This is a genomic window from Mesorhizobium sp. B2-5-3 (assembly GCF_006441005.1).
In the GTDB taxonomy this organism is placed as follows: domain Bacteria; phylum Pseudomonadota; class Alphaproteobacteria; order Rhizobiales; family Rhizobiaceae; genus Mesorhizobium.
Map to the genome: position 1 here is coordinate 226,949 of NZ_VFUS01000003.1, position 25,520 is coordinate 252,468.

At 62.3% G+C, this 25,520-nt stretch carries 26 protein-coding genes; 16 read left to right on the top strand and 10 right to left on the bottom strand.

The genetic code is table 11. The features are described from left to right. Nucleotides 1-17 precede the first annotated feature (17 nt). Nucleotides 18-1,025 carry an agmatinase gene (speB, locus tag FJ867_RS08495; RefSeq protein WP_140817084.1) on the bottom strand — a complete coding sequence of 336 codons (1,008 nt, stop codon included), beginning with the start codon at nucleotides 1,023-1,025 and terminating at the stop codon, nucleotides 18-20. 123 nt (nucleotides 1,026-1,148) lie between these two features. Between speB and FJ867_RS08500 the strand changes: the two genes are divergently transcribed. From FJ867_RS08500 to FJ867_RS08510, 3 genes are all read left to right on the top strand, one after another. After that, nucleotides 1,149-2,357 carry an acyltransferase gene (locus FJ867_RS08500; RefSeq protein ID WP_140817086.1) on the top strand — a complete coding sequence of 403 codons (1,209 nt, stop codon included), beginning with the start codon at nucleotides 1,149-1,151 and terminating at the stop codon, nucleotides 2,355-2,357. A 96-nt stretch (nucleotides 2,358-2,453) separates the two neighbouring features. Then, complete coding sequence (locus FJ867_RS08505; protein ID WP_140817087.1) at nucleotides 2,454-3,512, top strand: glycerophosphodiester phosphodiesterase family protein; 1,059 nt, start codon at nucleotides 2,454-2,456, stop codon at nucleotides 3,510-3,512. A gap of 80 nt (nucleotides 3,513-3,592) precedes the next feature. Then, entirely contained in the window at nucleotides 3,593-4,981 is a 1,389-nt protein-coding gene (locus FJ867_RS08510) for an MFS transporter (protein ID WP_246675026.1), read from the top strand. A 60-nt stretch (nucleotides 4,982-5,041) separates the two neighbouring features. On the opposite strand, the gene rpsI is transcribed toward FJ867_RS08510, so the two are convergent. From rpsI to FJ867_RS08530, 4 genes are all read right to left on the bottom strand, one after another. Further along, the gene (gene rpsI, locus FJ867_RS08515; RefSeq protein WP_140493960.1) at nucleotides 5,042-5,524 is read right to left on the bottom strand and encodes a 30S ribosomal protein S9; all 483 of its coding nucleotides are present in this window, start codon (nucleotides 5,522-5,524) and stop codon (nucleotides 5,042-5,044) included. 1 nt (nucleotide 5,525) lies between these two features. After that, nucleotides 5,526-5,990, bottom strand: a complete 465-nt coding sequence (rplM, locus tag FJ867_RS08520) for a 50S ribosomal protein L13 (protein ID WP_010915638.1) — start codon at nucleotides 5,988-5,990, stop codon at nucleotides 5,526-5,528. Between the two features lie 273 nt (nucleotides 5,991-6,263). Further along, nucleotides 6,264-6,911: a LysE family translocator gene (locus FJ867_RS08525; RefSeq protein WP_140817090.1), complete on the bottom strand. Its 648-nt coding sequence runs from the start codon at nucleotides 6,909-6,911 to the stop codon at nucleotides 6,264-6,266. 62 nt (nucleotides 6,912-6,973) lie between these two features. Beyond that, nucleotides 6,974-7,420, bottom strand: coding sequence for a PaaI family thioesterase (locus FJ867_RS08530; RefSeq protein WP_140670019.1), 447 nt, complete (start codon nucleotides 7,418-7,420; stop codon nucleotides 6,974-6,976). A 152-nt stretch (nucleotides 7,421-7,572) separates the two neighbouring features. Between FJ867_RS08530 and FJ867_RS08535 the strand changes: the two genes are divergently transcribed. The 6 genes from FJ867_RS08535 (at nucleotide 7,573) to FJ867_RS08560 (ending at nucleotide 12,000) form a co-directional block, all read left to right on the top strand. Then, complete coding sequence (locus FJ867_RS08535; protein WP_140666789.1) at nucleotides 7,573-8,394, top strand: enoyl-CoA hydratase; 822 nt, start codon at nucleotides 7,573-7,575, stop codon at nucleotides 8,392-8,394. Between the two features lie 11 nt (nucleotides 8,395-8,405). Continuing rightward, nucleotides 8,406-8,828, top strand: coding sequence for a VOC family protein (locus tag FJ867_RS08540; protein ID WP_140521831.1), 423 nt, complete (start codon nucleotides 8,406-8,408; stop codon nucleotides 8,826-8,828). Further along, nucleotides 8,828-9,610 (top strand): AAA family ATPase, encoded by a 783-nt coding sequence (locus tag FJ867_RS08545; protein WP_140521833.1) that lies wholly within the window; start codon nucleotides 8,828-8,830, stop codon nucleotides 9,608-9,610. Before FJ867_RS08540 ends, FJ867_RS08545 begins: the two co-directional genes overlap by 1 nt. Continuing rightward, a complete protein-coding gene (locus tag FJ867_RS08550) occupies nucleotides 9,607-10,128 on the top strand; it encodes a CoA-binding protein (RefSeq protein WP_140521835.1) in 522 nt (173 codons plus the stop codon). Before FJ867_RS08545 ends, FJ867_RS08550 begins: the two co-directional genes overlap by 4 nt. A 157-nt stretch (nucleotides 10,129-10,285) precedes the next feature. After that, nucleotides 10,286-11,566 (top strand): O-acetylhomoserine aminocarboxypropyltransferase, encoded by a 1,281-nt coding sequence (locus FJ867_RS08555; protein ID WP_140493947.1) that lies wholly within the window; start codon nucleotides 10,286-10,288, stop codon nucleotides 11,564-11,566. Nucleotides 11,567-11,649: 83 nt separating this feature from the next. Continuing rightward, nucleotides 11,650-12,000 (top strand): cupin domain-containing protein, encoded by a 351-nt coding sequence (locus FJ867_RS08560; protein WP_181165167.1) that lies wholly within the window; start codon nucleotides 11,650-11,652, stop codon nucleotides 11,998-12,000. Between the two features lie 35 nt (nucleotides 12,001-12,035). On the opposite strand, the gene FJ867_RS08565 is transcribed toward FJ867_RS08560, so the two are convergent. After that, nucleotides 12,036-13,286, bottom strand: coding sequence for a cytochrome P450 (locus tag FJ867_RS08565; RefSeq protein WP_140817092.1), 1,251 nt, complete (start codon nucleotides 13,284-13,286; stop codon nucleotides 12,036-12,038). Between the two features lie 104 nt (nucleotides 13,287-13,390). On the opposite strand from FJ867_RS08565, the gene FJ867_RS08570 reads away from it, so the two are divergent. Continuing rightward, on the top strand, nucleotides 13,391-14,494 hold the full coding sequence (locus tag FJ867_RS08570; RefSeq protein WP_140817094.1) for an FAD-dependent oxidoreductase: 1,104 nt from the start codon (nucleotides 13,391-13,393) through the stop codon (nucleotides 14,492-14,494). A gap of 2 nt (nucleotides 14,495-14,496) precedes the next feature. On the opposite strand, the gene FJ867_RS08575 is transcribed toward FJ867_RS08570, so the two are convergent. Then, nucleotides 14,497-15,087, bottom strand: a complete 591-nt coding sequence (locus FJ867_RS08575; RefSeq protein WP_140817096.1) for a hypothetical protein — start codon at nucleotides 15,085-15,087, stop codon at nucleotides 14,497-14,499. A 337-nt stretch (nucleotides 15,088-15,424) separates the two neighbouring features. Between FJ867_RS08575 and clpP the strand changes: the two genes are divergently transcribed. The 4 genes from clpP to FJ867_RS08595 all read left to right on the top strand — a co-directional run bounded on the left by clpP (nucleotide 15,425) and on the right by FJ867_RS08595 (nucleotide 20,777). Beyond that, entirely contained in the window at nucleotides 15,425-16,054 is a 630-nt protein-coding gene (gene clpP / locus FJ867_RS08580; protein WP_027028064.1) for an ATP-dependent Clp endopeptidase proteolytic subunit ClpP, read from the top strand. A gap of 295 nt (nucleotides 16,055-16,349) precedes the next feature. After that, nucleotides 16,350-17,624, top strand: coding sequence for an ATP-dependent Clp protease ATP-binding subunit ClpX (clpX, locus tag FJ867_RS08585; RefSeq protein WP_140493939.1), 1,275 nt, complete (start codon nucleotides 16,350-16,352; stop codon nucleotides 17,622-17,624). Nucleotides 17,625-17,896: 272 nt separating this feature from the next. Next, nucleotides 17,897-20,308 carry an endopeptidase La gene (gene lon, locus FJ867_RS08590; protein WP_140493937.1) on the top strand — a complete coding sequence of 804 codons (2,412 nt, stop codon included), beginning with the start codon at nucleotides 17,897-17,899 and terminating at the stop codon, nucleotides 20,306-20,308. A 196-nt stretch (nucleotides 20,309-20,504) separates the two neighbouring features. Beyond that, nucleotides 20,505-20,777: an HU family DNA-binding protein gene (locus FJ867_RS08595; RefSeq protein ID WP_006201846.1), complete on the top strand. Its 273-nt coding sequence runs from the start codon at nucleotides 20,505-20,507 to the stop codon at nucleotides 20,775-20,777. 93 nt (nucleotides 20,778-20,870) lie between these two features. Here FJ867_RS08595 and FJ867_RS08600 read toward each other — a convergent pair whose 3' ends face one another. Further along, nucleotides 20,871-21,893: an aldo/keto reductase gene (locus tag FJ867_RS08600; RefSeq protein WP_140515754.1), complete on the bottom strand. Its 1,023-nt coding sequence runs from the start codon at nucleotides 21,891-21,893 to the stop codon at nucleotides 20,871-20,873. A gap of 208 nt (nucleotides 21,894-22,101) precedes the next feature. On the opposite strand from FJ867_RS08600, the gene FJ867_RS08605 reads away from it, so the two are divergent. Further along, complete coding sequence (locus tag FJ867_RS08605; protein WP_140515824.1) at nucleotides 22,102-22,647, top strand: SIS domain-containing protein; 546 nt, start codon at nucleotides 22,102-22,104, stop codon at nucleotides 22,645-22,647. Nucleotides 22,648-22,651: 4 nt separating this feature from the next. Then, nucleotides 22,652-23,395, top strand: a complete 744-nt coding sequence (locus FJ867_RS08610; protein ID WP_140515756.1) for a creatininase family protein — start codon at nucleotides 22,652-22,654, stop codon at nucleotides 23,393-23,395. A 45-nt stretch (nucleotides 23,396-23,440) separates the two neighbouring features. On the opposite strand, the gene FJ867_RS08615 is transcribed toward FJ867_RS08610, so the two are convergent. Continuing rightward, on the bottom strand, nucleotides 23,441-24,358 hold the full coding sequence (locus FJ867_RS08615; RefSeq protein WP_140515758.1) for a carbohydrate ABC transporter permease: 918 nt from the start codon (nucleotides 24,356-24,358) through the stop codon (nucleotides 23,441-23,443). A gap of 13 nt (nucleotides 24,359-24,371) precedes the next feature. Further along, a complete protein-coding gene (locus FJ867_RS08620; RefSeq protein WP_140521848.1) occupies nucleotides 24,372-25,493 on the bottom strand; it encodes a sugar ABC transporter permease in 1,122 nt (373 codons plus the stop codon). Nucleotides 25,494-25,520 lie beyond the last annotated feature (27 nt).

A 25,520-nucleotide genomic window follows, 5' to 3' on the forward strand; every position in this document is an offset into this window, starting at 1 on the left:
TTCCCTGATATCGAAAACTATATGCCGTTGCCTTGGTTCACCGCGGCACCGTTGTGGCTGCCGTTGTTCAGCTCTTCGAGCCGTGCTTTCCGCTCGGCCAGCAGGCCGAGATACTGCATGGCGATCATCGAGCCGGCAATCGCCGTTATATCGGCGTGATCGTAGGCCGGCGCAACCTCCACGACATCGGCCCCGACAATATCGATCTGGTTGAGCTGGCGCAGCGTCGACAGGATCTTTGCAGAGGACGGCCCGCCGGCGACCGGCGTGCCGGTGCCGGGTGCATAGGCGGGATCAAGGCAGTCGATATCAAAGGTGAGATAGGTCTTCTTGCCGCCCGTCCTGTCGACGATGGCGTAGGCGATGTCGGATGCACGCATCTCCTCGATCTCGTGACCGTAGAGGATCTTGATGCCGAACGTGTCGGGCGCGTGGGTGCGGATGCCGATCTGGATCGAGCGGTCGGGATCGATAATGCCTTCCTTGACCGCGCGGCCGACGAAGGATCCATGGTCGATGCGTTTGCCGTCATCCTCCCAGGTATCCTGGTGCGCATCGAACTGCACCAGAGCGAGCGGGCCATGGATTGCGGCATGTGCCTTGAGCAGGGGCCAGGTGACGAAATGGTCGCCGCCCAGCGACAGCAGGAAGGCACCTGACTTCAGGATCTTGGCCGCCTCGCGTTCGATCGTCCCCGGCGCCTTCTGGTGGTTGCCGGTATCAAGCAGACAATCGCCATAGTCGACCACCGCGAGGTGCTCGAACAGATCGCGCGAAAAGGGATATTGCGGATCGTTGTCGAGGATTGCCGAGGCGCGGCGGATCGCCTGCGGCCCGAAACGCGCGCCGGGCCGATTGGTGACGGCGGCATCAAAAGGGATGCCCCAAACCACAGCGTCCGCGCCCTTCACATCCTTCGTGTATTTGCGTCGCATGAACGACAGCGCGCCGGCATAGGTCGGCTCCAGCGAAGCGCCCGTCTTCGAGCGGGCTGTGAAGGCATGGTCGATGTTCTTGTTCGCCATTACGGATCCTTGGTTTTTATCGGGGTGCAACAACTACAGAACCGGCACGCAACATGCCAGTCACAGCTTGGGGAAACGAAACGGCGCGGGCGCGGTGCCGCCGCGAGACAGGATTGTATCATCATGACGCAGACCGCGTTTCTTGATTCTCCCCACGGCGCGGTGTCGATCCAGGCCGGCACGGTGGCGGGTGAGCGGTTCCTGGTTCTCGATTCGTGGCGCGGCATCTGCGCCCTGCTGGTTGCGCTGTTCCACTTCCCGACCGCTTCGACGATCTCGCAAAGCGCCTTTGTCGGTTCGTCCTATCTGTTTGTCGACTTCTTCTTCGTTCTCTCCGGTTTCGTCATCGCCAGCTCCTATGGCTGGCGGCTGAACCAGCCGCGGGAGGTCGCACGCTTTGCGCTGGTGCGCTTCGGCCGCATCTATCCGCTGCACCTTCTCATGCTCGCCGCCTTTGCCGGCTTCGAGCTGCTGCGGCTGATGCTGCCGCGGGTGCATGGCGCCGGTGCCGCTCCCTTCACCGGCGGCTTCAGCTTCGAGAGCCTGCTTGCCAACCTGCTGCTGCTCCAGGGGGTCGGCTTCGAGGACCAATTGACCTGGAATGCGCCAAGCTGGAGCATTTCGGCGGAGTTCTTCGCCTATCTGTCGTTCGCGGGAGTGGTCTTCACCGCAGGCGCACGCGCCTGGGTGTGGTTCGTCGCCGCCGCCATCACCGCGCCGCTGTTCCTGCTTGGTTACTCGACCCACCACATGGATGTGTCCTTCGATTTCGGCTTCATACGCTGCCTGTACGGCTTCTCACTCGGCGCCTTGCTTGCCTGGTTCCAGCATGATTCCATTGCAGGCGGGCGACAGGCGCTTGCCCGGACCGGCCCGCTGCTGAGCTGGACCCTTGCCGAAATCGTCATGGCGGCTGTCATTGTGCTTTTCGTTGCACTGGCGGGCGACAATGATGCCGGGATAGCAGCACCGCTGGTGTTCGCGCTGGCGCTGTTCCTCTTTGCCCATGAGGGCGGCTGGATCAGTGTCTTCCTGAGAACCCCTTTCATGCTGACGCTCGGCGCGCTGTCCTACTCGATCTACATGGTCCACATCTTCGTCCAGGCGCGCATGATCAACGTCGCCGGCTTGGTCGAGCGCAAGCTCGGCCTCGGTCTTGTCGGCGACATCGTCTTGCGCGGAGAGCCGGCGACCGGCTTCGGCGCCGGCTGGGCGGGGGACGTTGCGATCCTCGTCATGCTCCTTGCCACGATAGGTGTCTCCTGGATTACCTGGCGTTTCGTCGAGATGCCTGCGATGGCCTGGTTCCGCCGACTGTCGAAACGCATCTGAGGCGACATATCGCTGGCAACCGCTAGCCGGCTTCGTTCACCTAGACGTCACGGGCATCGCCTATTCCCGGTTCGATCCGGAATGGAGCGATTCTCGATGCGGACCTTCTGGCCGAGCCTTCTGTTTTCCGTCACGCTGGCGGCTTCCGCCAGCCAGTCAATCGCGGGCGAAACCCGTGCGAGGCAGATCCTCGACCGCTTCGAACATGCCAACCGATGGCGCGACCACGTCATGGTGGCCGCGCATCGCGCCGGCAGCATGCAGGCCGGCAAGAGGCTCTATGCGGAAAATTCGCTCGCCGCCGTCGAAGGCTCGATCGCGATCGGCGCCGAGATCGTCGAGGTCGACATCCGGCGCTCGAAGGACGGCGAGTTTGTCGTCATGCATGACAGCTGGCTTGATCGCACCACGACCTGCAAGGGTGAGGTGGTTAAGTACACGCTGGCCGAACTGAAGAGTTGCCGGCTGGTGATCGAAGGCACGGGCGCCGTAACCGACGAGACAGTCTCGACGCTGCGCGAGATGCTGCTGGCGACCCGGGACCAGATCCTCATCAATCTCGACAACAAGCTCGAGGTTGGGGACCTGTCGGGTATGGTCGCGGTGGCGCGAGATCTCGGCATGGCCGACCAGGTCATCGTCAAGGAAAACCTCTGGAGCCAGGCCAGGATCGACATGGTCAAGGCCGCCATGGCTGCAATCGGCGGCGGCTTCCAGTTCATGCCGATCATCGCCGACGACGCAGTGCATGACGCCGGTTTCGCCGCGACGGTCGACCATGCTTTTGCGCCGCGCGCGATCGAGCTGATCAACTGGCGCGCCGGCGCGGAGACGTTGACCGAGACTGGCGGAGCGCTGTTCAGCGCGCGCATGCGCGCGGCGGCGGTGAGGGGCGACTGGCACATCTGGGCCGACACCTACGCCATCGTCAACAAGCCCGGCGGCTTCCTTGCCGGCGGCCGGGGCGATGAACTGGCGGTTCAGGCCAGCCTGCCGCGTGAAGCCTGGGGCTTTTGGGCCGATCGCGGCGCCACCATCATCCAGACCGATGAGCCGAAGGCGGCGATAGGCTGGCTGGCGGCAAATGGGTTTCGCGTGCCCTATGCGGGGACGGGCGAACGCGTCGAACCTGCCGCGATCGCCAGCATCAATTGATTTGCGCGGCTGAAGTTCCGGCCTGGTTGTCGCAGGCCGGCGCCTGCTGACGCAACGGTGTCAGCGGAAACCCGTTATCCATGGGCATGCCCGATACCATCGTTATCAAGCGCCCTGCCGCCTATGCCGCCACCGTTGCTGCGACCAGCCTCGGCTTCGTGGTCGTGCAGCTCGATGTCTCCATCGTCAACGTCGCGCTGAACAGGATCGGTACTGGGCTGTCGATGGGGGTCGGCGGCCTGCAATGGGTCGTCGACGCCTACACGCTTGCCTTCGCCTCGCTGCTGCTCGCCGGCGGCGCCCTCGGCGACAGGGTCGGCGCTCGCCGCGTTTTCGTTGGCGGCATGGCGCTGTTCAGCATTGCTTCGCTGGCTTGCGGCCTGGCTCAGAGTGCCTGGTTGCTAATTGCGGCGCGCGCTGCACAAGGCGCGGGTGCCGCCTTGCTGATGCCGTGTTCGCTGGCACTCCTCAATCGCGCCTACGCATCCGACAAGGCGCGCCGGGCACGCGCCGTTGGGCTGTGGACGGCGGCGGGCGGCATCGCGCTGTCGGCAGGGCCGGTGCTCGGCGGCTTCATGGTCGCGTCGCTTGGCTGGGCCAGCATCTTTCTGGTCAACCTGCCCATTGGCGCTCTCGCCATCTGGATGGCTTATCGGTTTCTGCAGGAAACGCCGCTCAAGGCCGAGCGGCCGCCGATCGACTGGGTGGGGCAGGGACTTGTCGTGCTGGCGCTGTTTTCGCTGACCGGCGCCTTTATCGAAACCGGTTCATCGGGCTGGACCTCGATGCCGGTCATCGGCGGACTGGTATTGGCGGCGGTGGCCGCAAGCCTGTTCCTGCTGGTCGAGAGCCGGACGAGGGCGCCGATGTTTCCGCTCGGTCTCTTTGCCAGCCGCGTGCCGGCTGTGACGAGCCTTGTCGGACTGGCCGTCAACCTGACGCTCTACGGCACGATCTTCATGCTCAGCCTGTATTTCCAGCAGGAAAGGCATTTTTCTCCCGAGATGACAGGGCTCGCCTTCCTGCCGTTCATGGCGGCGGTCACCCTGTCGAACATTGCCGCCGGGCGCATTGCCGCAAACCATGGCCCACGATTGCCTATGGCGGTTGGCCTGTTCGTCGGAGCAGCCGGTTTCGGACTGATGGCGCTGATCCAGGCCGATACATCCTACCTGTCGCTGCTGTGGCGCCTGCTGTTCCTGCCGGTCGGCATTGGCCTTGCCGTACCGGCCATGACCACCGCGCTCTTGTCTTCCGTTCCGGCGGAGATGTCGGGAACGGCATCGGGCGTGCTCAACACCGTGCGCCAGTCGGGTGGCGCGATCGGGGTGGCGCTGTTCGGGTCCGCCTTGGCGCTGGGCACGATCGATGGCATGCAATTGGCATTCCTGGCCTCGGCGCTCGCGGTGGCCGGCTCGGCACTTTGCGCGTTCCTGTTCATCCGCGACGCCGACCATTCCGCTCAATAGTGATGCGCAACGCAAAAAGGCCGCCCGGAGGCGGCCTTTCGATTGTGAAGCTGCCTGCGCCTAGCGCTTCGAGAACTGGAACGAACGACGGGCCTTCGCCTTGCCGTACTTCTTGCGCTCGACGACGCGGCTGTCGCGGGTCAGGAAGCCGCCCTTTTTGAGCACGGCACGCAGCGCCGGCTCATAATAGGTCAGCGCCTTGGAGATGCCGTGACGCACAGCGCCGGCCTGGCCCGAAAGGCCGCCGCCGATGACCGTGGCGACGATGTCGTACTGGCCCGAGCGGTTGGCGGCGATGATCGGCTGGTTGAGGATCATCTGCAGGACCGGACGCGCGAAATAGGTCGCGAATTCCTTGTCGTTGACGACGATCTTGCCCGAACCTGGCTTCACCCAAACACGCGCGATGGCGTTCTTGCGCTTGCCGGTGGCATAGGCGCGGCCCGACTTGTCGAGCTTCTGGACATGGACGGGTGCCGCGGCCTGCGTATTGGTGTTGCCGGTGGCGGCGCCCAGTTCTGCGAGCGAGGAAAGCTCAGCCATCTTATGCGACCTTCTTGTTCTTGGAATTCAGCTTGGCCACGTCGAGGACTTCTGGCTGCTGGGCGACATGCGGATGCTCGGCGCCTGCATAGACGCGCAGGTTCTTCATCTGGCGACGGCCGAGCGGGCCACGCGGAACCATGCGCTCGACGGCCTTCTCGACGACACGCTCGGGGAAACGGCCTTCAAGCAGTTGGCGCGCGGTGCGCTCCTTGATGCCGCCGGGGTGCCCGGTGTGCCAGTAATAGACCTTGTCGGTGAACTTCTTGCCGGTGAACACCACCTTGTCGGCATTGATGACGATGACATTGTCGCCGTCGTCGACATGCGGGGTGAAGGTCGGCTTGTGCTTGCCGCGAAGATGATTGGCGATAACGGTGGCGAGACGGCCGACGACGAGACCTTCGGCGTCGATCAGGATCCACTTTTTCACCACATCCGCAGGCTTCTGCGAAAAGGTTGTCATGTTTTCTGCTTTCGGTTCGGACCTTCCCCAATCCACAAACGATAAGGAAGGCGTTTCTTGTTGCTTGGATTGGCGAAAAGCGCTTGCCCGCCGCCAATAACAAAACGGCGGCCTTTGCGGGCCGCTGCTTCGTGAGGGCTTATAGGGGAGAGAGTAGCCCTCGTCAAGCATCATTGGGAGTCAACGAAAACGAAAAGCCGTTAAATTTCAAGCGTTAAACGAGGTGGTATTATTTTACAACACGGCCTACCGCCAAAACGGCTGGTATTTCGCTCACCGCCGGCCACTCGCCACTGCAAGCAGGAGTCTGATGCCAACGCCGACCATAATGGCTCCGGCCAGCCTTCCCTGCCACACGACGAAGCTGCTTCGGCGCGACAGCCAGCCGCCGACCGCGCCGGAGGTCAGCGCGACAGCGCCGAGGACAAACATTCCCATCATCTTCATAGTCGTGCCGAGAATGACGAACTGCAACGCCGCTGGACCGGCCCAAGGGTGAACGAATTGCGGCAGCACCGCTAACATGAAGGCAAGCGTCGTCGGATTGGTGAGATTGCAGATCATGCCCTGCCGGAAAGCGGCTGTAGTGCCACCGGTGTTGGCAAAGGCAAAGGTACGACTTTCATCCTGCCGGCGCGCCAACAGGAATTTGACCCCGATGGCGATCAGATAGATGGCGCCGACGATTTGGAGAAAGCTGTAAAGAGGCGGCGAGGATGTGATCAGCGTGGCAAGTCCCATCGCAAGTAATGGAATTTGCACGACGCCGGCCGATACGCAGCCCGTCGCGGCCGCCAGCGCGTGGCGCCAGCCCTGTCCGACGCCGCGACTGATCACAAGCATCATATCGGGCCCGACGCCGGAAAGCTGGTAGGCAAGCACGGCGCCGAGAAAGGCAAGGTATGTGCTCAGATCGGGCATGCCGCAAAACGGACGTGTCGATCGGGAGTTCCGGCCAGGATGCCGGATCGGCCTTCTCCGTGTCAGCGTTTCGGCGGGATCGAATAGGTTCCAGTGGCGTGCGCCACTGTCTGCCCGTCCGGGCCAGCGACGATGTCGATGTCGAAGACCATCAGGTTCTTTCCGAGCTTCAGGATGCGGCAATGGCCATCGATCGGTCCTGCCTCGGCCTTGCGGACGAAATTGATGTTGAGATTGGTGGTGACCGAGAGCGCATCCGGCCCGGCATGGCTGAGCACGCAAACATACCCGCCAATGTCGGCCAGCGTGAACAAGGCAGGGCCGGACACCGTACCGCCGGGACGCAAATGCCGTTCGCCGGCATTGAGCCGCACGGTGCAGCCGCCGGGGAACACGTCGGTTGCCTCAAAGGCCGCGCCCTTTTCGTTGAGCTGCGGAAACACGGTTTCCATCAGCGCATTGACCTGGGCTGCTGTCAGCACCGGCTCGAGCTTGGTCTGGGCGGGCATCTCGGTCCTCATTCTGCGCCAAGCCTGTATGGGCGAAGCGGCGCGTTTCTGGCAACACCTTCATCCTACTGGCGCAAGCGATACGGTGTTGATGAAACCCCAGCCGATATTAGATACGCTGCCAGCGGAATGGAATCGCGGAGACCTTAGCCATGGCCGAAATCCTTGCCATCAAGCCTGTCGCAGTTGAAGGGCCGGTTGCGGCTAGCCGCGACGAGGGCGTGCTGCGCCTGACGCTTGCCAATCCCCCCGCGAACGCGCTTTCCCTGGCGGTGATGGCGGCGCTGACGGAGGAACTGGACCGTGCCAGGGCCGACAAGGCCGTTCGCGTCATAGTGCTGTCGGCGGCCGGAAAGGTATTCTGCGCCGGCCACGATCTGAAGGAGATGACAGCGCGCCGCGCCGACGCCGATCGCGGCAAGGCCTTCTTCGAAGAGACGTTTGCCGCCTGCGCCACGCTGATGCAGGCGATCGTGCGCCACCCCAAGCCGGTGATCGCCGAGGTCGATGGCCTGGCCACCGCCGCCGGCCTGCAGCTTGTCGCCAGTTGTGACCTCGCCATCGCCTCGCATGAGGCGACGTTCTGCACGCCGGGCGTCAATATCGGCCTGTTCTGCTCGACGCCGATGGTGGCGCTGTCTCGCAACGTCTCGCGCAAGCACGCCATGGAAATGCTCCTGACCGGCGAAACCATCGATGCCGCGACCGCCAAGGAGTTCGGCCTGGTCAACCGCATAGTGCCGCGCGAGTACCTGAATCAGATTGTCAACAAATACGCGCAAACCATTGCTTCAAAATCACCTTCGGTGCTGAAGACCGGCAAGGAAGCGTTTTATGCGCAGGCCGAGATGGGGCTGGCGGATGCCTATGCCTATACCGGCCGGGTCATGGTCGAGAACATGCTGGCGCGTGACGCCCAGGAGGGCATCGGCGCCTTCATCGGCAAACGCAAGCCGGAATGGATCGACGAATAGGGACGAAAGTCATGGAGCCGCGCATCTCCATCATCACCATCGCCACCGACGATCTCGATCGTGCGGTGCGCTTCTACGAGACGATGGGCCTGAAGCGTCATGCCGGCATCACCGATGGCGTCGCCTTCTTCCAGATGGGTGGTGTTATACTCGGCCTGTTCCCGCGCGTCAGCGCCGAGGAGGATTCCGGCATCACCTTCGCCAAGGCGCCTTCCGCCGTCTATCTCGCCTACAACACCCGCTCCGATGCCGAAGTCGACGCGGTGCTTGCGATGGCTGAAGAGGCCGGCGGCCGCATCGTCAAGCCGGCAGGCCGTGCCTTCTGGGGCGGCTGGTACGGCTATTTCGCCGATGCCGACGGACATGTCTGGGAAGTGGCGCACAACCCGGCCTTTCCGATCGCGGAAGACGGTACGATCTCGCTGCCCGATTGATGGCTCACCGCAGGCAGTTGACGCGGCTCAAGGCGCCCTATCTCAAGCGCATTCTGCTCGATTCCGAGCGGGTGACCGATTGGGAAAAATACCCGTGGAACCTGCCGCTGTTTCGCGGTCACGCCTTCGAACTCGAATTCACCACACCAATTACCATCATCGTCGGTGAGAACGGCACCGGCAAATCGACATTGCTCGAGGCGATCGGCGCGCTCGCCGGTTACGACGAAGCCGGAGGCGGCAAGGGCTACCGGCCTGTCGACCATTCCGGCGCCATCGACAGGAGTGGTGCCGCGCTGGCAGATACCTTCCGTGGCCATTGGTTGCCAAAAGTCACCGCCGGCTGGTTCTTTCGCGCCGAATCCTTCTACTCGGTGGCTCGCTATCTTGACCAGGTGGCCCTGGAAGATCCGTTCAAGCCACCTCCGCCCGACTTTCTGTCCTGGTCGCATGGCGAAGGGTTCATCCGCTTCTTCGAGGAACGTTGCCGCAGGCAAGGCATCTACATCCTCGACGAGCCCGAAAGTGCGCTGTCTCCATCGCGCCAGATCGAACTTCTCAAGATGCTGCGGCGCATGGATCGGTCGGGCACTGCGCAAGTGATCATGGCGACGCATTCGCCGCTGCTGATGGCCTGTCCAGGCGCGCGGCTGTTCCGCATCAGCCGGTTCGGGCTAGATTCGACCGATTTTCGTGATACGGACCACTTCCGCATGATGCGCGATTTCAGCAGTGATCCTGATGGCTTTCTCGCCGAGGCGTTGTATGAGGACGAGCCATGAATCACGATAGCTATGACAACGCCTACATCGCCGGCATCCTCAATTCGGTGAAGACCATCGCCATGGTCGGCGCGTCCGCCAACGACGTTCGTCCAAGCTATTTCGTGTTGAAATACCTGCTGGCCAAGGGGTTTGAGGTGTTCCCCATCAATCCGGGCCATGCTGGCAAGGAGATACTCGGCCGTACGGTCTATGGCAGCCTTGCCGAGATTGCCCAGCCCATCGACATGGTCGACATCTTTCGCGCCTCGGCGGCGGTGGCCGGCGTTGTCGACCAGGTACTGAAGCTCGATCCCCTGCCGAAAGTGATCTGGATGCAACTCGGCGTGCGCCACGACGAAGCCGCCGCACGCGCCGAAGCCGCCGGCGTTAAGGTGGTGATGAACCGCTGCCCCAAGATCGAATATGGCAAGCTGTCCGGCGAGATCGGCTGGACCGGGGTCAATTCCGGTGTGCTGTCGTCGAAGAAGCCGCTGATGCGGTCGGGATTCCAGAGTTTCGGCGTGCGGCAAAAATAGACAAGGGGAAGGCGCAAAATTATTCCGGCAGGAGCCGTATTTTCCTGCTGCCTGGTCGAAGATGACACGCCGAAGGGTATTTTCTTCTTTGCATTCGTGGTTGAGCTTGGCCAAGAATGGCCGGCGAATTTCAGAAGTTTTTTCGAGGGAGGTTTCAGTGACCCGCACGCCCGGTTTCAACACGCTCGCCGTCCATGCCGGCGCCAAGCCCGATCCGGCCACCGGCGCACGCGCCACGCCGATCTACCAGACGACCTCCTTTGTTTTCGACGACGCCGATCATGCTGCCTCGCTGTTCGGGCTGAAGGCCTTCGGCAACATCTACACCCGCATCATGAACCCGACGCAGGCGGTGCTCGAAGAACGCATAGCGGCGCTCGAGGGCGGCACGGCCGCCCTTGCGGTGGCGTCCGGCCACGCCGCCCAGGTAATCGTGTTCCACAATCTGTTGCAGCCGGGCGACAATTTCGTTGCCGCCAACAAGCTCTATGGCGGTTCGATCAACCAGTTCGGCCATGCCTTCAAGAACTTTGGCTGGGAGGTGCGCTGGGCCGAAGCGAACGATCCGTCAACCTTCGAGAGCCAGATCGATGACAAGACCAAGGCGATCTTCATCGAGAGCCTGGCCAATCCCGGCGGCACCTTCGTCGACATCGAGAAGATCGGCGACATCGCGCGTAAGCATGGCCTGCCGCTGATCGTCGACAACACCCTGGCCTCGCCCTACCTGATCCGGCCGATCGAGCACGGCGCCGACATTGTCGTCCATTCGCTGACCAAGTTCATTGGCGGTCACGGCAACTCGATCGGCGGCGCCATCGTCGATGGCGGCACGTTCGACTGGTCGAAATCAGGGAAGTACCCGATGCTGTCGGAACCGCGCCCCGAATATGGCGGCCTGGTGCTGCACGAAACCTTCGGCAATTTTGCCTTCGCCATCGCCGCGCGCGTGCTTGGCCTGCGCGATCTCGGCCCGGCGATTTCGCCGTTCAACGCCTTTCTCATTTTGACAGGCCTCGAAACCTTGCCGCTGCGCATGCAGCGCCATTGCGACAATGCGATCACCGTCGCGGGCTGGCTGTCCAACCATCCCAAGGTGGCCTGGGTCAACTATCCCGGCCTTCCCAGCGACAAGAACAACGCCCTGCAAAAGAAATACTCGCCGCAAGGCGCCGGCGCGGTCTTCACCTTCGGCCTCAAGGGCGGTTACGAGGCCGGCGTCAAATTCGTCGAAGCGTTGGAGTTGTTCTCGCACTTGGCCAATGTCGGTGACACCAAGTCGTTGGTCATCCATCCGGCGTCGACCACGCACCGACAGCTGTCCGACGAGCAGAAGGTCAAGGCGGGTGCGGGACCGGACACGGTGCGGCTGTCCATCGGCATCGAGGACGTCACCGACATCGTCGCCGATCTCGAACAGGCACTCGCCAAAGTTTGATCTAGCCTCCCCCTCGTAGGAGGGTCGGCGCAAAACGCCGGGGTAAGGCGAGCCGGCCCGGGGCCGGTTCTTCATGGAGGCAAATCCTGTCCGAGCATTACCTGACGATATCGACGGATTCTGTCGACGCCGAAGAAGGCGCGCCGGCGCCCGATCGCCTGATCTCAGGCGATCCGAAATTCCGCACCTGGAACGTCGAGGAGCGCGAAGGCGGTCTTTATGCCGGTATCTGGGAATCGACTCCGGGCAAGTGGCGCATCGTCTACGACGAATGGGAATTCTGTCACATCCTTTCCGGCGTTTCGGTGATCGAAGAGGAGGGTGGCGAAGCGCGCACCGTCAGGGCCGGCGACAGCTTCGTGCTGCGACCTGGCTTCAAGGGAAGCTGGGAAGTGCTTGAAACCACCCGCAAGGAGTATGTGATCAGGCTGTGAGCTGCGCGCAGCTCACAGCTCAGGCCTGCGCTCCTTCAGAAGCCGACGGTGAGCGCTTCCAGCCCATGGAAATGATACGTGTCACGGAAGCTTGGGCTTTGGGCAAGACGGAGCTTTGGGTGCCGCTCGAACAAGGTTTTCAGCGACACCTGCAATTCGAGCCTGGCCAGGGGCGCGCCGATGCAGAAATGGATGCCGGCGCCGAACGACACGTTCTTCTGGTCGACACGACCCGGCCGGAAGGCCCGCGGCTCGGCAAAGGCATGAGGGTCATGGTTGGCCATGCCAAGCAGCAGACCGATCGTCTGGCCGGGCGGCACGACGATCCCGGGAGCGATTTCGATCTCCTGGTAGGCGTAGCGGGTGAACATGTGCAACGGCGCGTCGAAGCGCAGGCATTCTTCGACAGCGGCCGCTGTCGCCTCGGCTGAGGTGAAGAAACGGCGCGGGTCGCCACCTTGCGCCAAAATCGAGCGCACCGCATTGCCGGTCTGGTGCACGGTCGCTTCGTGGCCGGCATTGAGCAGCAGGATCGCCGAGGACACCATTTCGTCTTCCGACAATTTTTGGCCGTCCTCCTGCGCCGAGATCAGCAGCGACAGCAGGTCGTCGCCGGGATTTTTGCGCCGTTCGGCGATGGTGCCGCGCAGGAAATCGGCGAAATCCTGCGCCGCGCGATTGGCCGTCTCCTCGATCTCGCGAGTGCGGCCATGCACGTACATGGCGACCATTCGATGTGACCAGTCGAGCAGTTGCGGTCCCATTTCGACCGGCACGCCGAGCATCTCGGCAATGATGGTGATGGGCAGGGGAGAAGCGAAGGCGGGCAGCAGGTCGACTTGCTTGCCCGGCTCGAAACGATCGATCAGTTCGTTGGCGAGTGCCTCCACGCGCGGCCGCAGCCGCTCGACCTGGCGCGACACGAAGGCGCGGTTGACCAGTGTTCGAAGCTGCGTGTGTACCGGCGGCTCCAGTTCCAGCATGGAATTGGCTTCGATGCCGTCGAATGCCTTGAGATGTGTTCTATCCCGGCCGATGCCACGACTGTCGGGAATGCCCGCCGGGTTCTGGCGGCCGAAGCGGCGGTCGCGCAACAGCTTGTTGACGTCGTCGAAGCCGCCAAAGCACCAGAATCCGAATTCTTCCCAGAAAAAGGCATTCGATGCATCGTGCAGGAACGTGTAGGCCTCGTACGGATCCTGGAAGAAAGCCCGCTCGTGCGGGTCAAGCCTCAGGTGACGGGTCGCTGGATCAAAGGCGAGGTAGGATGGCGTCGATTTGGTCATGCCAGACCAATAGCGCGGCTTGCCAGCCTGGTTCCAGACCGTATGTTGGCGGCCGCAATCCAATGCGTTGAGCCAGCCGCAACGGCTGCGGAAAGTCTGATTTGATGAATGTGATCGTTGTCGGCGCGGGCATCGCCGGTCTCTCCACCGCATGGTCGCTGGTCAAGGCTGGCCATAGCGTTTCCATCGTCGAGCAGGGGCCGATCCCCAATCCGTTGGCGGCATCCGGCGACCATCACCGCATCATTCGCCGTGCCTACCGGGCCGGGACCGGCTACGGCCGGCTGATCAGCGAGGCCTATGAAGCCTGGGACGAAATGTGGGCCGACCTCGGCGAGAACCATCTCGATTCCAGGGGCTTCCTCTGCGTCTCGCGCGAGCCGGGCGACGAAGCCGAGGAATACCGGGAAGGGCTGGAGGAGGGAAACTATCCGTTCGACCTGCTGGAACCTGATGCCGCGGTCGAACGCTGGCCTTTCCTGGAGCCGGGCTCGTTCCGCTACGCCTATTTTTCGCCGGAAGGCGGCGCGCTGCATTGCCGCAAGATCGCGTCCGGCCTGGCCAAGTGGCTGCGCGCCAACCGCGCCAACGTCTACGAGAACAGCAAGGTGACGGCGGTCGACTCCGAGGCAGGGCATATCGTGCTCGCGTCCGGCGAGACGATGCAGGCCGACCGCATCGTCGTCGCTGCGGGCGCCTGGGTGCTGAAATTGTTCCCCGAACTCGGCGGCGAACTGAAGACGTACCGAACCGCGCTCGCCTATGTCGAACCGCCGACGGACCTCAAGGCCGTCTGGGAAGTTGCGCCCGTAGTCCTCGATGTAGGTGGCAAGACCGACGGTTACATGATCCCGCTGACCCGAGGTGCCGGCATGAAATTCGGTTCAGGCCTGCACAGGGTGCCGACCAGCGACGCCGACTGGAACCGGCAGCCGGTGCCGGGCGAGGGCGAGGCGATTCGCAACCTGTTTTCGCCGCCGATCGCCCGCATCGAGGAGTATGAGGTGACCGAAGTGGTCACCTGCGCCTATACATTCACGGACGATGAGAAATTCCTGGCGCATGAGACGGGCAAATGCCTGATCGTCTCGGCCTGCTCGGGCCATGGCTACAAGTTCGGCGCGGCGGTCGGCCGGCGCGTGGCGGCGGCTGTCGATGATGGCGATATTGCCGGCCTGAAACGTTGGTTGCGAGCCGAAATCGCCTGAATTCAGTCCTGGCAATGCCTGGGAATATGCACGCGCCGCCAGCCGGATGAGCCTTCGCGCACCAGCACGCGCCGCGCGACGGTCTGGTAGGCGGCGGGAATGTCGACGACGCGCCTTTGCTCCGGTCGCACCAGCACCTCCTCGGCGATCCTGTCATATTGCGCCGGGATGACGGTGCGCCTCGTGCGCTCCGGCCGGATCACCACCGTTTCGGCGACGCGTTCATAGCGCGCCCCGTGCCGGACCTTGCACAGCACCTTGCGGCCGTGGATGACGCGCCATTCCCAGGAATAGCCGCCATCGTCGACCTTGACTGTGTGGTAGACGGTGCGGGTGATTGCGGGCACCACCTCATAGGTCACCTGTGCCGGAACCGTCATCACCACGCGCTCGCGCGTGCCGTAGATCGGCGCTTCATAATCGACCTGCTGGCTGGGCGGACTGATCATCACGTCCTCATACACGGTATCATAGACATCAGGCGTGCGGACCGGCTCATAGCATTCGACGGCGCGGCCGCCCGCGGCCGTCTGCGAAATCGAGCTAAGCATGGTCAGCCCGGCCATGGCGAAGCATGCGGTTTTCCTGGACATGACATTCCCCCTGTTGAACCGTGGACACAAGTTCAACGTTGAATTGTAGGGGAAGCGGTCCGCGAGAAAAGCAGTTTCGGCGCATTTCGTTAAGTGATGCGTTAAGAAACTGCTACCTGTCTTCGGCCGCAGGTGCCGTCGCGAGCCTGCGGAAGCGCCCGCCGCTGCGAATCTCGCCTGGAAAGCTTGATTCGACTTACCCAGATGGCTAGGAGGGGTCGGCCTTGCACAAGGATGAGCCGGCATCCTATTTACACAATAACGATCCAGAACCGATTCTGCCCGAGTTGCCAGCATGTCCGGCGCCGGAATCCCACCGCGAGACAAGAGATAACGAATGAAGAACCCCGTCGAAACCTACATGAACCTCGTTCCGATGGTGGTCGAACAGACCAATCGCGGCGAGCGGGCCTACGACATTTTCTCGCGCCTCCTCAAGGAGCGCATCATTTTCATCACCGGTCCGGTCGAGGACGGCATGGCGACGCTGGTCTGCGCGCAGCTTCTGTTCCTGGAAGCCGAGAATCCGAAGAAGGAAATCAACCTCTACATCAATTCGCCCGGTGGCGTCGTCACCTCGGGCATGGCCATCTACGACACCATGCAATTCATCAAGCCGGCCGTGTCGACGCTGTGCATCGGCCAGGCGGCCTCCATGGGCTCGCTGCTCCTGACCGCCGGCCACAAGGACATGCGCTTCGCCACGCCCAACGCCCGCATCATGGTTCACCAGCCGTCCGGCGGCTTCCAGGGCCAGGCGTCCGACATCGAGCGTCATGCCCAGGACATCATCAAACTGAAGCGCCGCCTCAACGAGGTGTACGTCAAGCACACCGGCAAGAGCTACGACGAGATTGAAAAGACGCTCGACCGTGACCATTTCATGACCGCGGACGAGGCCAAGGACTTCGGCCTGATCGACAAGGTCATTTCGTCGCGCGAAGCGGCCGAAGGGGCGCTGGCATAACGGCATATTGGCAGTTGGATGGCGGCATCACGCGCTTTTGGCGCGTCTTGCGGCATTTCGGCCACAATTGGCTGTTCCCTCGACGATCGGGATTGCCTACGTTAAGGCTATGTTGATTTTCGACGGCTTAGCTTTGTGTGGGGTTGCTGCGAATCATTGCCACGTTTTCTGATTTGTGTTTCGTACGGAATACGTTGCGGGAGCCGGGATACTGGCGGCGGCGGATTCCCGCGATAAATAGAGTATGCGCCCTTTCAGCCAGACCATCGGCGGGCGGCCATGAAAGGACATGAAAATGAGCAAAGTCGGCAACAACAGCGGCGATTCCAAGAACACGCTTTATTGCTCGTTTTGCGGCAAAAGCCAGCATGAGGTGCGCAAGCTGATCGCCGGCCCGACGGTCTTCATCTGCGACGAATGCGTCGAGCTGTGCATGGACATCATCCGCGAGGAGAACAAGACCTCGATGGTGAAGTCGCGCGAGGGTGTGCCGACCCCGCAGGAGATCCTCAAGGTTCTCGACGACTACGTTATCGGCCAGCCGTACGCCAAGCGCGTGCTTTCGGTGGCCGTCCACAATCACTACAAGCGCCTCGCCCATGCCGGCAAGAACAACGATGTCGAACTGGCCAAGTCCAACATCCTGTTGATCGGCCCGACCGGTTGCGGCAAGACGCTGCTGGCGCAGACGCTGGCCCGCATCATCGACGTGCCCTTCACCATGGCCGATGCCACGACGCTGACCGAGGCCGGCTATGTCGGCGAGGACGTCGAGAACATCATCCTGAAGCTGTTGCAGTCGGCCGACTACAATGTCGAACGCGCCCAGCGCGGCATCGTCTACATCGACGAGATCGACAAGATCTCGCGCAAGTCCGATAACCCCTCCATCACCCGCGACGTGTCGGGCGAGGGCGTGCAGCAGGCGCTGTTGAAGATCATGGAAGGCACTGTCGCCTCGGTACCGCCACAGGGCGGCAGGAAACATCCACAACAGGAGTTCCTGCAGGTCGACACCGCCAACATCCTGTTTATCTGCGGCGGCGCCTTCGCCGGGTTGGACAAAATCATATCGGATCGTGGCCGCAAGACCTCGATCGGCTTCGGCGCCACCGTGGCATCGCCCGAGGATCGCCGCACCGGCGATGTCTTCCGCCTTGTGGAGCCAGAGGATCTCTTGAAGTTCGGCCTCATTCCCGAGTTTGTCGGCCGTCTGCCGGTCCTGGCGACGCTGGAAGACCTCGACGAGCCGGCGCTGATCCAGATCCTGACCGAACCGAAGAACGCACTGGTCAAGCAATACCAGCGGCTGTTCGAGATGGAGAATGTCGACCTGACCTTCCACGAGAACGCATTGTCTGCAATCGCCAAGCGCGCCATCGAGCGCAAGACCGGCGCGCGTGGCCTGCGCTCCATCATGGAAGCGATCCTGCTCGACACCATGTTCGAACTGCCGGCGCTCGAAGGCGTGCGCGAAGTGGTGATTTCGGAAGAAGTGGTGACCGGCAGTGCCCGGCCGCTCTACATCTATTCCGAACAGAAGGAAAAGAAGGGCAATGTCAGCGCCTGACATGCCACTTGAACCCATATTTTTGTGGAACGGCGCCCTCGGGGCGCCGTTTTGCCATGAGAGGCATGCGACCTTCGCGAGGGAATGGAAAGCCGGCGATGTTAACTCTTGATCTTTGGCCCTCCTGCATCCACCTAACACGAGAAGGCCGAGGTGCCCGATTTCTGTGCTGTAAAACTCCCGTCACAACGGTGGTAGGCGGAACGATCCCCGGTCGTTAATATAAGATTCGCGGTTGGCCGATTGGCGGCCGCGACATGAAAGGTTGGACAATGGCCAAAATAACCAAGGCTCCCAGCGACGGCGTCTTCGCAGTCCTCCCACTGCGCGACATCGTGGTGTTCCCGCACATGATCGTTCCGCTCTTTGTCGGGCGTGAAAAGTCGATCAAGGCGCTGGAAGAGGTGATGGGTCAGGAAAAGCAGATCCTGCTCGCCACCCAGATGAATGCCGCCGATGACGATCCGGAGCCCGATGCCATCTTTGATATCGGCACGCTCGCCAACGTGCTGCAATTGCTGAAGCTGCCCGACGGCACCGTCAAGGTGCTGGTCGAAGGCGCCTCGCGCGCGAAAATCACCGCGTTCACCGACCGTCCCGACTTCCATGAGGCCCGCGCCACCGCGCTGGTCGAGCCGGAAGAGGAAGAGGTTGAGGTCGAGGCGCTGGCTCGTTCGGTCGTCACCGACTTCGAGAACTACGTCAAGCTCAACAAGAAGATCTCGCCCGAGGTGGTTGGTGCCGCCAGCCAGATCGACGACTATTCCAAGCTCGCCGACACGGTCGCTTCGCACCTCGCCATCAAGATCCCTGAAAAGCAGGAGATGCTGGCCACGCTCTCGGTCAAGGAGCGGCTGGAAAAGGCGATGGGCTTCATGGAAGCCGAGATATCCGTCCTGCAGGTGGAGAAGCGCATCCGCTCGCGCGTCAAGCGCCAGATGGAGAAGACGCAGCGCGAATACTACCTCAACGAGCAGATGAAGGCGATCCAGAAGGAGCTCGGCGAAGGCGAGGACGGCCGCGACGAGGCCGCCGAGATCGAGGCCCGCATCAAGAAGACCAAGCTCTCCAAGGAGGCCCGCGAAAAGGCGGAAGCCGAATTGAAGAAGCTGAGGACGATGTCGCCTATGTCGGCGGAATCCACCGTGGTGCGCAATTATCTCGACTGGATCCTGTCGATCCCGTGGGGCAAGAACTCCAAGGTCAAGCAGGACCTGGCGTTCGCGCAGAACGTGCTCGACACCGACCATTTCGGTCTCGACAAGGTCAAGGACCGTATCGTCGAGTATCTCGCCGTGCAAAGCCGCCAGAAGAAGCTCAAGGGGCCCATCCTGTGCCTCGTCGGCCCTCCCGGCGTCGGCAAGACCTCGCTCGGCAAGTCGATCGCCAAGGCGACCGGCCGCGAGTTCATCCGCATGGCGCTGGGCGGCGTGCGTGACGAGGCCGAGATCCGCGGTCACCGCCGCACCTATATCGGCTCGATGCCCGGCAAGGTCATCCAGTCGATGAAGAAGGCGAAGAAATCCAATCCGCTCTTCCTGCTCGACGAGATCGACAAGATGGGCCAGGATTTCCGCGGCGATCCGTCGTCGGCTTTGCTGGAGGTGCTCGACCCCGAGCAGAACTCGACGTTCATGGACCACTATCTGGAGGTCGAGTACGACCTGTCGAGTGTGATGTTCGTGACGACGGCGAACACGCTGAACATCCCTGCGCCCTTGATGGACCGCATGGAAATCATCCGTATCGCCGGCTACACCGAGGACGAGAAGATCGAGATCGCCAAGCGGCATTTGCTGCCGAAGGTGGTGCGCGATCACGCGCTGCAGCCGAAGGAGTTCTCCGTCAGTGAGGACGCGATCCGCGCCATCATCCAGACCTACACCCGTGAAGCGGGCGTCAGGAGCCTGGAGCGCGAGCTGATGAAGCTCGGGCGCAAGGCGGTGACCGAGATCCTGAAGACGAAGAAGAAGACTGTGAACATCACGGCGGACAATCTCGCCGATTATCTCGGTGTTCCGCGCTTCCGCTTCGGTCAGGTCGAGGCAGACGACCAGGTCGGCGTCATCACCGGACTTGCCTGGACGGAAGTCGGCGGCGAGCTGCTGACGGTCGAAGGCGTCATGATGCCCGGCAAGGGCCGCATGACGGTGACCGGCAATCTGCGCGACGTGATGAAGGAATCGATTTCGGCGGCGGCCTCCTATGTCCGCTCGCGCGCTCTCGATTTCGGCATCGAGCCGCCGCTGTTCGACAAGCGCGACATCCACGTCCACGTGCCGGAGGGTGCCACGCCCAAGGATGGGCCGTCGGCCGGTGTGGCGATGGCGACCGCGATCGTCTCCGTGCTGACCGGCATTCCGGTCAGGGCCGATGTCGCCATGACCGGCGAGATCACGCTGCGCGGCAGGGTGCTGCCGATCGGCGGTCTGAAGGAGAAGTTGCTTGCCGCACTGCGCGGCGGCATCAAGAAAGTGCTGATCCCGGAAGACAACGCCAAGGATCTGGCGGATATTCCTGACAACGTGAAGAACGGTATGGAAATCATCCCGGTCTCGCGGGTCGGCGAGGCGTTGCGCCACGCGTTGGTGCGTATGCCGGAGCCAATCGAATGGGTCGAACCGGTCAATCCTCCTGCCGCGACGGACACTGCGGATGACGCCGGAAAGTCGCTTGCGCATTAGTTCTTGCTAAAGTTGCAGCGCACAAACAGAAAGCCGGGCCTCGCGCCCGGCTTTTTCATGTGAAAAACCCCGGAATTCCGGGCTTTTTTCCATTCTTTCCCGGCTTTTCGACTTGGTTGCGCGAGCGCTTCTTTCTAAAGTCCGTTTCCTGCCGGATGAGTCGTGAGTTCCGGTGTTCTCATGGAAGGGAATTTTTATGAACAAGAACGAACTGGTGTCCGCTGTTGCCGACGCCGCGAGCATTTCGAAGGGTGACGCGCAGTCGGCTGTCGATGCGGTATTCTCCGTCATCACCGGCGAACTGAAGAAGGGCGGCGATGTCCGGCTTGTCGGCTTTGGCAATTTCACCGTGTCAAAGCGCGCAGCCTCGACCGGCCGCAACCCTCAGACCGGCGCCGAAGTAAAGATCCCGGCGCGCACCGTGCCGAAGTTCTCGGCCGGCAAGGGTCTCAAGGACGCCGTCAATTAAGCGCCTTTTTTAAATTTCAAAATATCAGAAAAGCCGGGCAAGCCCCGGCTTTTCTTTTGCGCTCCTACTGGTCGATAGGTTCGTGATTGCGAGCTACCCGGTCGGCGCGTCCGCCCGCATCAGGCCGTCCTTCTTCAGGTCGGCCCAGAGTGCCGCCGGCAGTCTAGCATCGAGCAGTGACCGATTGCTTTCGACCTCGCTTGGCCGCTGGCCACCGGGGATCACCGACACGACGGACGGATGCAGCAACGGGAACTGCAGCGCTGCTTCGATCAAGCGCACGTCATGCCGTCGGCAGACCGCCTCGATGCGCGCCACCCGGTCGAGCACGTCCCGCGGCGCTTCGGTGTAGTTGTAGAAGGCACCCGGCTTCGGCCCCGTGGCCAGGATTCCGGAATTGTAGGGGCCGCCCAAAACGATGCCGATGCCGCGCTTCTGGCAGAGCGGCAGGAAGGATGTCAGCGCCTCCTGCTCGAGCAGCGTATAGCGGCCGGCGAGCAGGAACAGATCGAAATCACCGCGCTCGGCCAATGTCTGGGCAACCTGCCATTCGTTGATGCCGCCACCGAAGGCCTTGATGACGCCCTGGTCGCGCAAGGCAAGCAGCCCGTAATAGCCGGAGCGCATAAACTCCTCTATGCGCTGGTCGGACGCTTCCTTGCTGCCATGGGTGAAGATGTCGACGTCGTGCACGAACAGAATGTCGATGCGGTCGACGCCGAGCCGTTCCAGGGACGCTTCGAAGGAGCGCATCACGCCGTCATAGCTGTAGTCGTAGACCTCCTTGCGCGACGGCGTGTCGAAGAACTTGCCGATGCCGGTGCGCTCTTGCGGCGGACAGGCGCGCATGATGCGGCCGACCTTGCTCGACAGCACGTAGTCGTCGCGCTTCTTGCCGCGCAGGAAGGGGTTGAGCCGCGTCTCCGACAAGCCAAGCCCATAGAGCGGCGCGGTGTCGTAATAGCGGCAGCCGGTCGCCCATGCAGCCTCCAGCGTCGCATTGGCGTCCTCGTCGGAGACCGCGCGGTAGAGGTTGCCGAGCGGCGCCGTGCCGAAGCCGAGTTCGGTGAAGCTGATGCCGCCATTGCCGATGCGGTCGAAATGCCGTGTCTTCATATCCTGCCGTTTGCCTCATTGATTTGTCTGACATGACACTATCACGCTCGTGGCACAGCAAAAGCGCGCAGGGGCGTTGGACACGGATTTTGGCGGTGATAGCATGAATAAAAACAAGCTGTTCGGGGAGAGACGTGACCGGGAATTTCCACTCTTCTTCGACCTCGGATCGTTGGACGGCACCGTCGTGAGCGATGGGGGCTCGCAGATGTTCAGGACCGCTCTGGACGAGCTCGGCACTGTGCTGGCGCGCGTCGACGACGGCCGGATCGATGCCGCCTGCGAGATGCTTGCAGGAGCACGGCAGATCGTCGTCTACGGCTGCGGCCGCGAGGCCTTGCAGGTCAAGGGCTTCGCCATGCGGCTCCATCATCTGGGCCTGCCGGTGTCGGTGGTCGGTGACATGACCACGCCGCCCGTGGCGCAGGGCGATGTCTTCCTGGTCAGTTCCGGGCCTGGAGAAACCGCGACCGTGCTAACCCTGATGCAGGTGGCGCGCCAGGCCGGCGCGACGGTTCTGCTTCTGACCGCTCAGCCCGGCGGCAGTGCAGCGCGCTTGGCCGACTTCACGCTGCTCGTGCCGGCGCAGACCATGGCCGACGACCAGGGTCCGCAAAAAACATCGGTCCTGCCGATGGGATCGGTGTTCGAAGGCGCGCTGTTCCTGCTGTTCGAGGTCATGGTGCTGAAACTCAGGGGTCTGACCGCGGCCTCGCCGGAGGCGATGCGGGCCCGTCACACCAATATGGAGTAGTGCGATGCGCTACGAGTTGATGCTGCCGCACCAGATCCGCAAGGCGATCGCCCAGAACTGGCCGATCGCCCTGCCGCTCGGCGTGCTCGAATACCATGGCGAGCACATGGCGGTCGGCATGGACACGCTGGCGGTCGTCAAGACGCTGGAGCTGTTTGAGAAGGAGCGGGAGATCGTCATCCTGCCGCCCTTCTACTACGGCGCGGCGAGCTACGCCGTGGCGCCGCCGGAGGGCACAGGCTCGGTGCAGGTTGGCGGCAATCAACTGGCGCCCTTCGCGGAGGAACTGTTCTACAGCCTGCTGCGCATCGGTTTTCGCAACATCCACGCCATAATCCACCACCAGACCGAGAATTTCGCCGCCGGCATGCCGACCGATCTCGCCTTCAAGGCCGCCGGACGTCAGGCGATCTTCCGCTTCCTTGAGAAGGAACGAGGTGAAGGCTGGTGGGGCTCCGAGGCGATGGCCGCCTACTATGCCGAGCATGCCGAGGGCAGCAATTTTTTCAACTGGGTGCAGGTGCATCCGCTGATGCCGGCCGAGATGAACGGCAAGTACCCGTTCGATCATGCCGGCATCGGCGAGACCTCGCTGATGCTGGCGCTATGCCCTGAGGCTGTCGATGCCGGCCATTTCGCCGACAATACGAGCTGGTATACGGCCAGCGCTCCGGATGCCTCGGCTGCGCTCGGAGCAGAGGGCGTTGCCATGATCATGGATCACCTGCGCACGATCCTGAGGGGCTAGCGCGGTTCTCCTTCTCCCTTGTGGAGAAGGTAAGGACGGCGCCGCCTATTTCACCGCTCCCGCGGTCATACCCATGATCAGGTAGCGCTCCAGCGCGATGCCGATGACGGCCAAGGGCGCGATTGCCGCCGTGGCAAGCGCTGCCATCGACCACCAGTTGATGCCTTGCGAACCGGTCTGGCTCGCCACCATGACCGGAATTGTCTTGGCGTCGGTCGAGGTCAAAAGGGCGGCGAAGAAATACTCGTTCCAGCACAGCACCATCGCCAGGATGAAAGCCGCGACCATGCCGGGCAGGGCGATCGGCATGACGATGCGAAAGAACGCGCCCCAGATCGACAACCCGTCGACGAGGGCCGCTTCCTCGAGCTCGACCGGGATGGAATTGAACTGGTCGCGCATGATCCAGATGACGATCGGCAGCACCATCAGCGTGTAGAGCAGGATCAGCCCGATGCGCGTGTCGAGCAGTCCGACTTCGCGGTAAAGCACCAGGAACGGCAGTGCGAGCACGACCGGCGGCAGGATGAGCTGCGACAGGAAGAAGAAGGAAATGTCCTCGTTCTTGAACCAGGCGAAGTGATAGCGGTAGCGCGTGAGGCCGTAGGCGGCGAGGCTGCCGATGACGATGGCGAGGCTCGACGCGCCGACCGAAGTGATGACCGAATTCATGAAGCGCTTGAAGAATTCGTCGCGGACGGTCGACGTCTGGAAGATCGAATCCGGCGACAGGCCAAGCGATCGCCAGCCCTTCCAGTCCGGCTGGAAGTCGACGAAGGGGATCAGATGCCCCTGGGTCACGTCTACCGCCGACTTGAACGAGGTCGTGATCGTCCAGTAGATCGGAAAGAGGCAGATGAAGGCCCAGAACACAAGCGCGCCATAGATGAAGACGCGGCTGGTGATGAAGCTCGCCGGTGAGCGGATTTCGGAGACGGTATAGTCGGTGGTCTGAACGCTCATGATCCCTGCCGCACTAGTTCACATTGCGCACGAAGCGGTTGGCGACCTTCAGCAGCCAGGTCACGAACACCACGATGATGACGAGATAGGCCATCGCCAGCATCGTGCCGTAGCCGACATTGGAACGGTCCCGGTACTCGCGATAAATAAAGCTCGACACGGAATCGGTGGCGCCGCCGGGACCACCCGAGGTGACCGTGATGATGATGTCTGCCAGTTTCAGCTTGAAGATGATGCGCAACACGACGGCGGTCACCGACACCGGCAGCATCAGCGGGAAGGTGACCTGCCAGAAGGTTTGCCAGGCCGTGGCGCCGTCGACGCGCGCGGCCTCCAGCACCTCGCGCGACATCGCCTGCAAGCCGGCAAGCAGCATGATCATCATGAAGGGGATGAAGGTCCAGGCGTCGAGCATCATGATCGAGATACGGGCGGTGATCGGGTTGGAGAAGAAAGCGGGGTTGTCCCAGCCGAGATGCCGCGCCAGCGTCGCCGCCGGCCCGAACCGGTACTCCATCAGCGATTTGCCAATCATCCACGAGACCGCGACCGGCGACAGCATCAGCGGCATCAGGAAGACGACGCGAAAGAATTTGCGCGCCCGGATCTGCGCATTGAGCAGCAGCGCCAAGCCGAAGGCGATGACATATTCGACCAGCACCGCCAGCACATAGAGCACCATGTTGAACAGCGCGTTGCGGTAATAGGGATCGCCGAGCATCTGCCAGAAATTGTCGAGCCCGTTGAACTTGCGGCCCGAGAACGAACTCAGGTTCCAGTCGGTCAGCGCGATGTAGAAGCCGAACAGGGTCGGGAAGATCACCATGGCGATGGTGAACAGCAGCGCCGGCAGCAGGAACAGCGCCCGCTGGCCGTCTTCGCCGCGCGTCAGCACCTGGCCGACGCCGAGTGCCACGCCCCACAGCACATAGGCGTAGACCACGGGCCGCCATGTCTCGAAGCCGATCGTGTCGACCTCGCTCTTGTAGAGGATTTGCACCAGGATCGTTGCCAGAAGGCCGAGCGTCGCGACGGCCATCAGGGCCCAACCAAGCCGTTTGCGGCCGGGCGGGATCAGATCGGTCGGTACGGAATTTGCCGGCCACGCATTCGTGGTCGAAGTCTGGTCAGCCACGCCTCTTGCCTCTTTTGCGCAAATGAC

Bases quoted from the DNA above. Each gene is read 5' to 3' on its own strand.
- FJ867_RS08545 (WP_140521833.1), top strand. From the start codon at position 8,828: ATGGCTCACCGCAGGCAGTTGACGCGGCTCAAGGCGCCCTATCTCAAG.
- FJ867_RS08570 (WP_140817094.1), top strand. From the start codon at position 13,391: ATGAATGTGATCGTTGTCGGCGCGGGCATCGCCGGTCTCTCCACCGCA.
- FJ867_RS08605 (WP_140515824.1), top strand. From the start codon at position 22,102: ATGTTCAGGACCGCTCTGGACGAGCTCGGCACTGTGCTGGCGCGCGTC.
- rplM (WP_010915638.1), bottom strand. From the start codon at position 5,990: ATGACAACCTTTTCGCAGAAGCCTGCGGATGTGGTGAAAAAGTGGATC.
- FJ867_RS08550 (WP_140521835.1), top strand. From the start codon at position 9,607: ATGAATCACGATAGCTATGACAACGCCTACATCGCCGGCATCCTCAAT.
- FJ867_RS08615 (WP_140515758.1), bottom strand. From the start codon at position 24,358: ATGAGCGTTCAGACCACCGACTATACCGTCTCCGAAATCCGCTCACCG.
- FJ867_RS08505 (WP_140817087.1), top strand. From the start codon at position 2,454: ATGCGGACCTTCTGGCCGAGCCTTCTGTTTTCCGTCACGCTGGCGGCT.
- FJ867_RS08500 (WP_140817086.1), top strand. From the start codon at position 1,149: ATGACGCAGACCGCGTTTCTTGATTCTCCCCACGGCGCGGTGTCGATC.
- FJ867_RS08610 (WP_140515756.1), top strand. From the start codon at position 22,652: ATGCGCTACGAGTTGATGCTGCCGCACCAGATCCGCAAGGCGATCGCC.
- FJ867_RS08600 (WP_140515754.1), bottom strand. From the start codon at position 21,893: ATGAAGACACGGCATTTCGACCGCATCGGCAATGGCGGCATCAGCTTC.
- clpX (WP_140493939.1), top strand. From the start codon at position 16,350: ATGAGCAAAGTCGGCAACAACAGCGGCGATTCCAAGAACACGCTTTAT.
- rpsI (WP_140493960.1), bottom strand. From the start codon at position 5,524: ATGGCTGAGCTTTCCTCGCTCGCAGAACTGGGCGCCGCCACCGGCAAC.
- FJ867_RS08595 (WP_006201846.1), top strand. From the start codon at position 20,505: ATGAACAAGAACGAACTGGTGTCCGCTGTTGCCGACGCCGCGAGCATT.
- FJ867_RS08575 (WP_140817096.1), bottom strand. From the start codon at position 15,087: ATGTCCAGGAAAACCGCATGCTTCGCCATGGCCGGGCTGACCATGCTT.
- FJ867_RS08540 (WP_140521831.1), top strand. From the start codon at position 8,406: ATGGAGCCGCGCATCTCCATCATCACCATCGCCACCGACGATCTCGAT.
- FJ867_RS08525 (WP_140817090.1), bottom strand. From the start codon at position 6,911: ATGCCCGATCTGAGCACATACCTTGCCTTTCTCGGCGCCGTGCTTGCC.
- FJ867_RS08530 (WP_140670019.1), bottom strand. From the start codon at position 7,420: ATGCCCGCCCAGACCAAGCTCGAGCCGGTGCTGACAGCAGCCCAGGTC.
- lon (WP_140493937.1), top strand. From the start codon at position 17,897: ATGGCCAAAATAACCAAGGCTCCCAGCGACGGCGTCTTCGCAGTCCTC.
- FJ867_RS08565 (WP_140817092.1), bottom strand. From the start codon at position 13,286: ATGACCAAATCGACGCCATCCTACCTCGCCTTTGATCCAGCGACCCGT.
- FJ867_RS08535 (WP_140666789.1), top strand. From the start codon at position 7,573: ATGGCCGAAATCCTTGCCATCAAGCCTGTCGCAGTTGAAGGGCCGGTT.
- speB (WP_140817084.1), bottom strand. From the start codon at position 1,025: ATGGCGAACAAGAACATCGACCATGCCTTCACAGCCCGCTCGAAGACG.
- clpP (WP_027028064.1), top strand. From the start codon at position 15,425: ATGAAGAACCCCGTCGAAACCTACATGAACCTCGTTCCGATGGTGGTC.
- FJ867_RS08510 (WP_246675026.1), top strand. From the start codon at position 3,593: ATGGGCATGCCCGATACCATCGTTATCAAGCGCCCTGCCGCCTATGCC.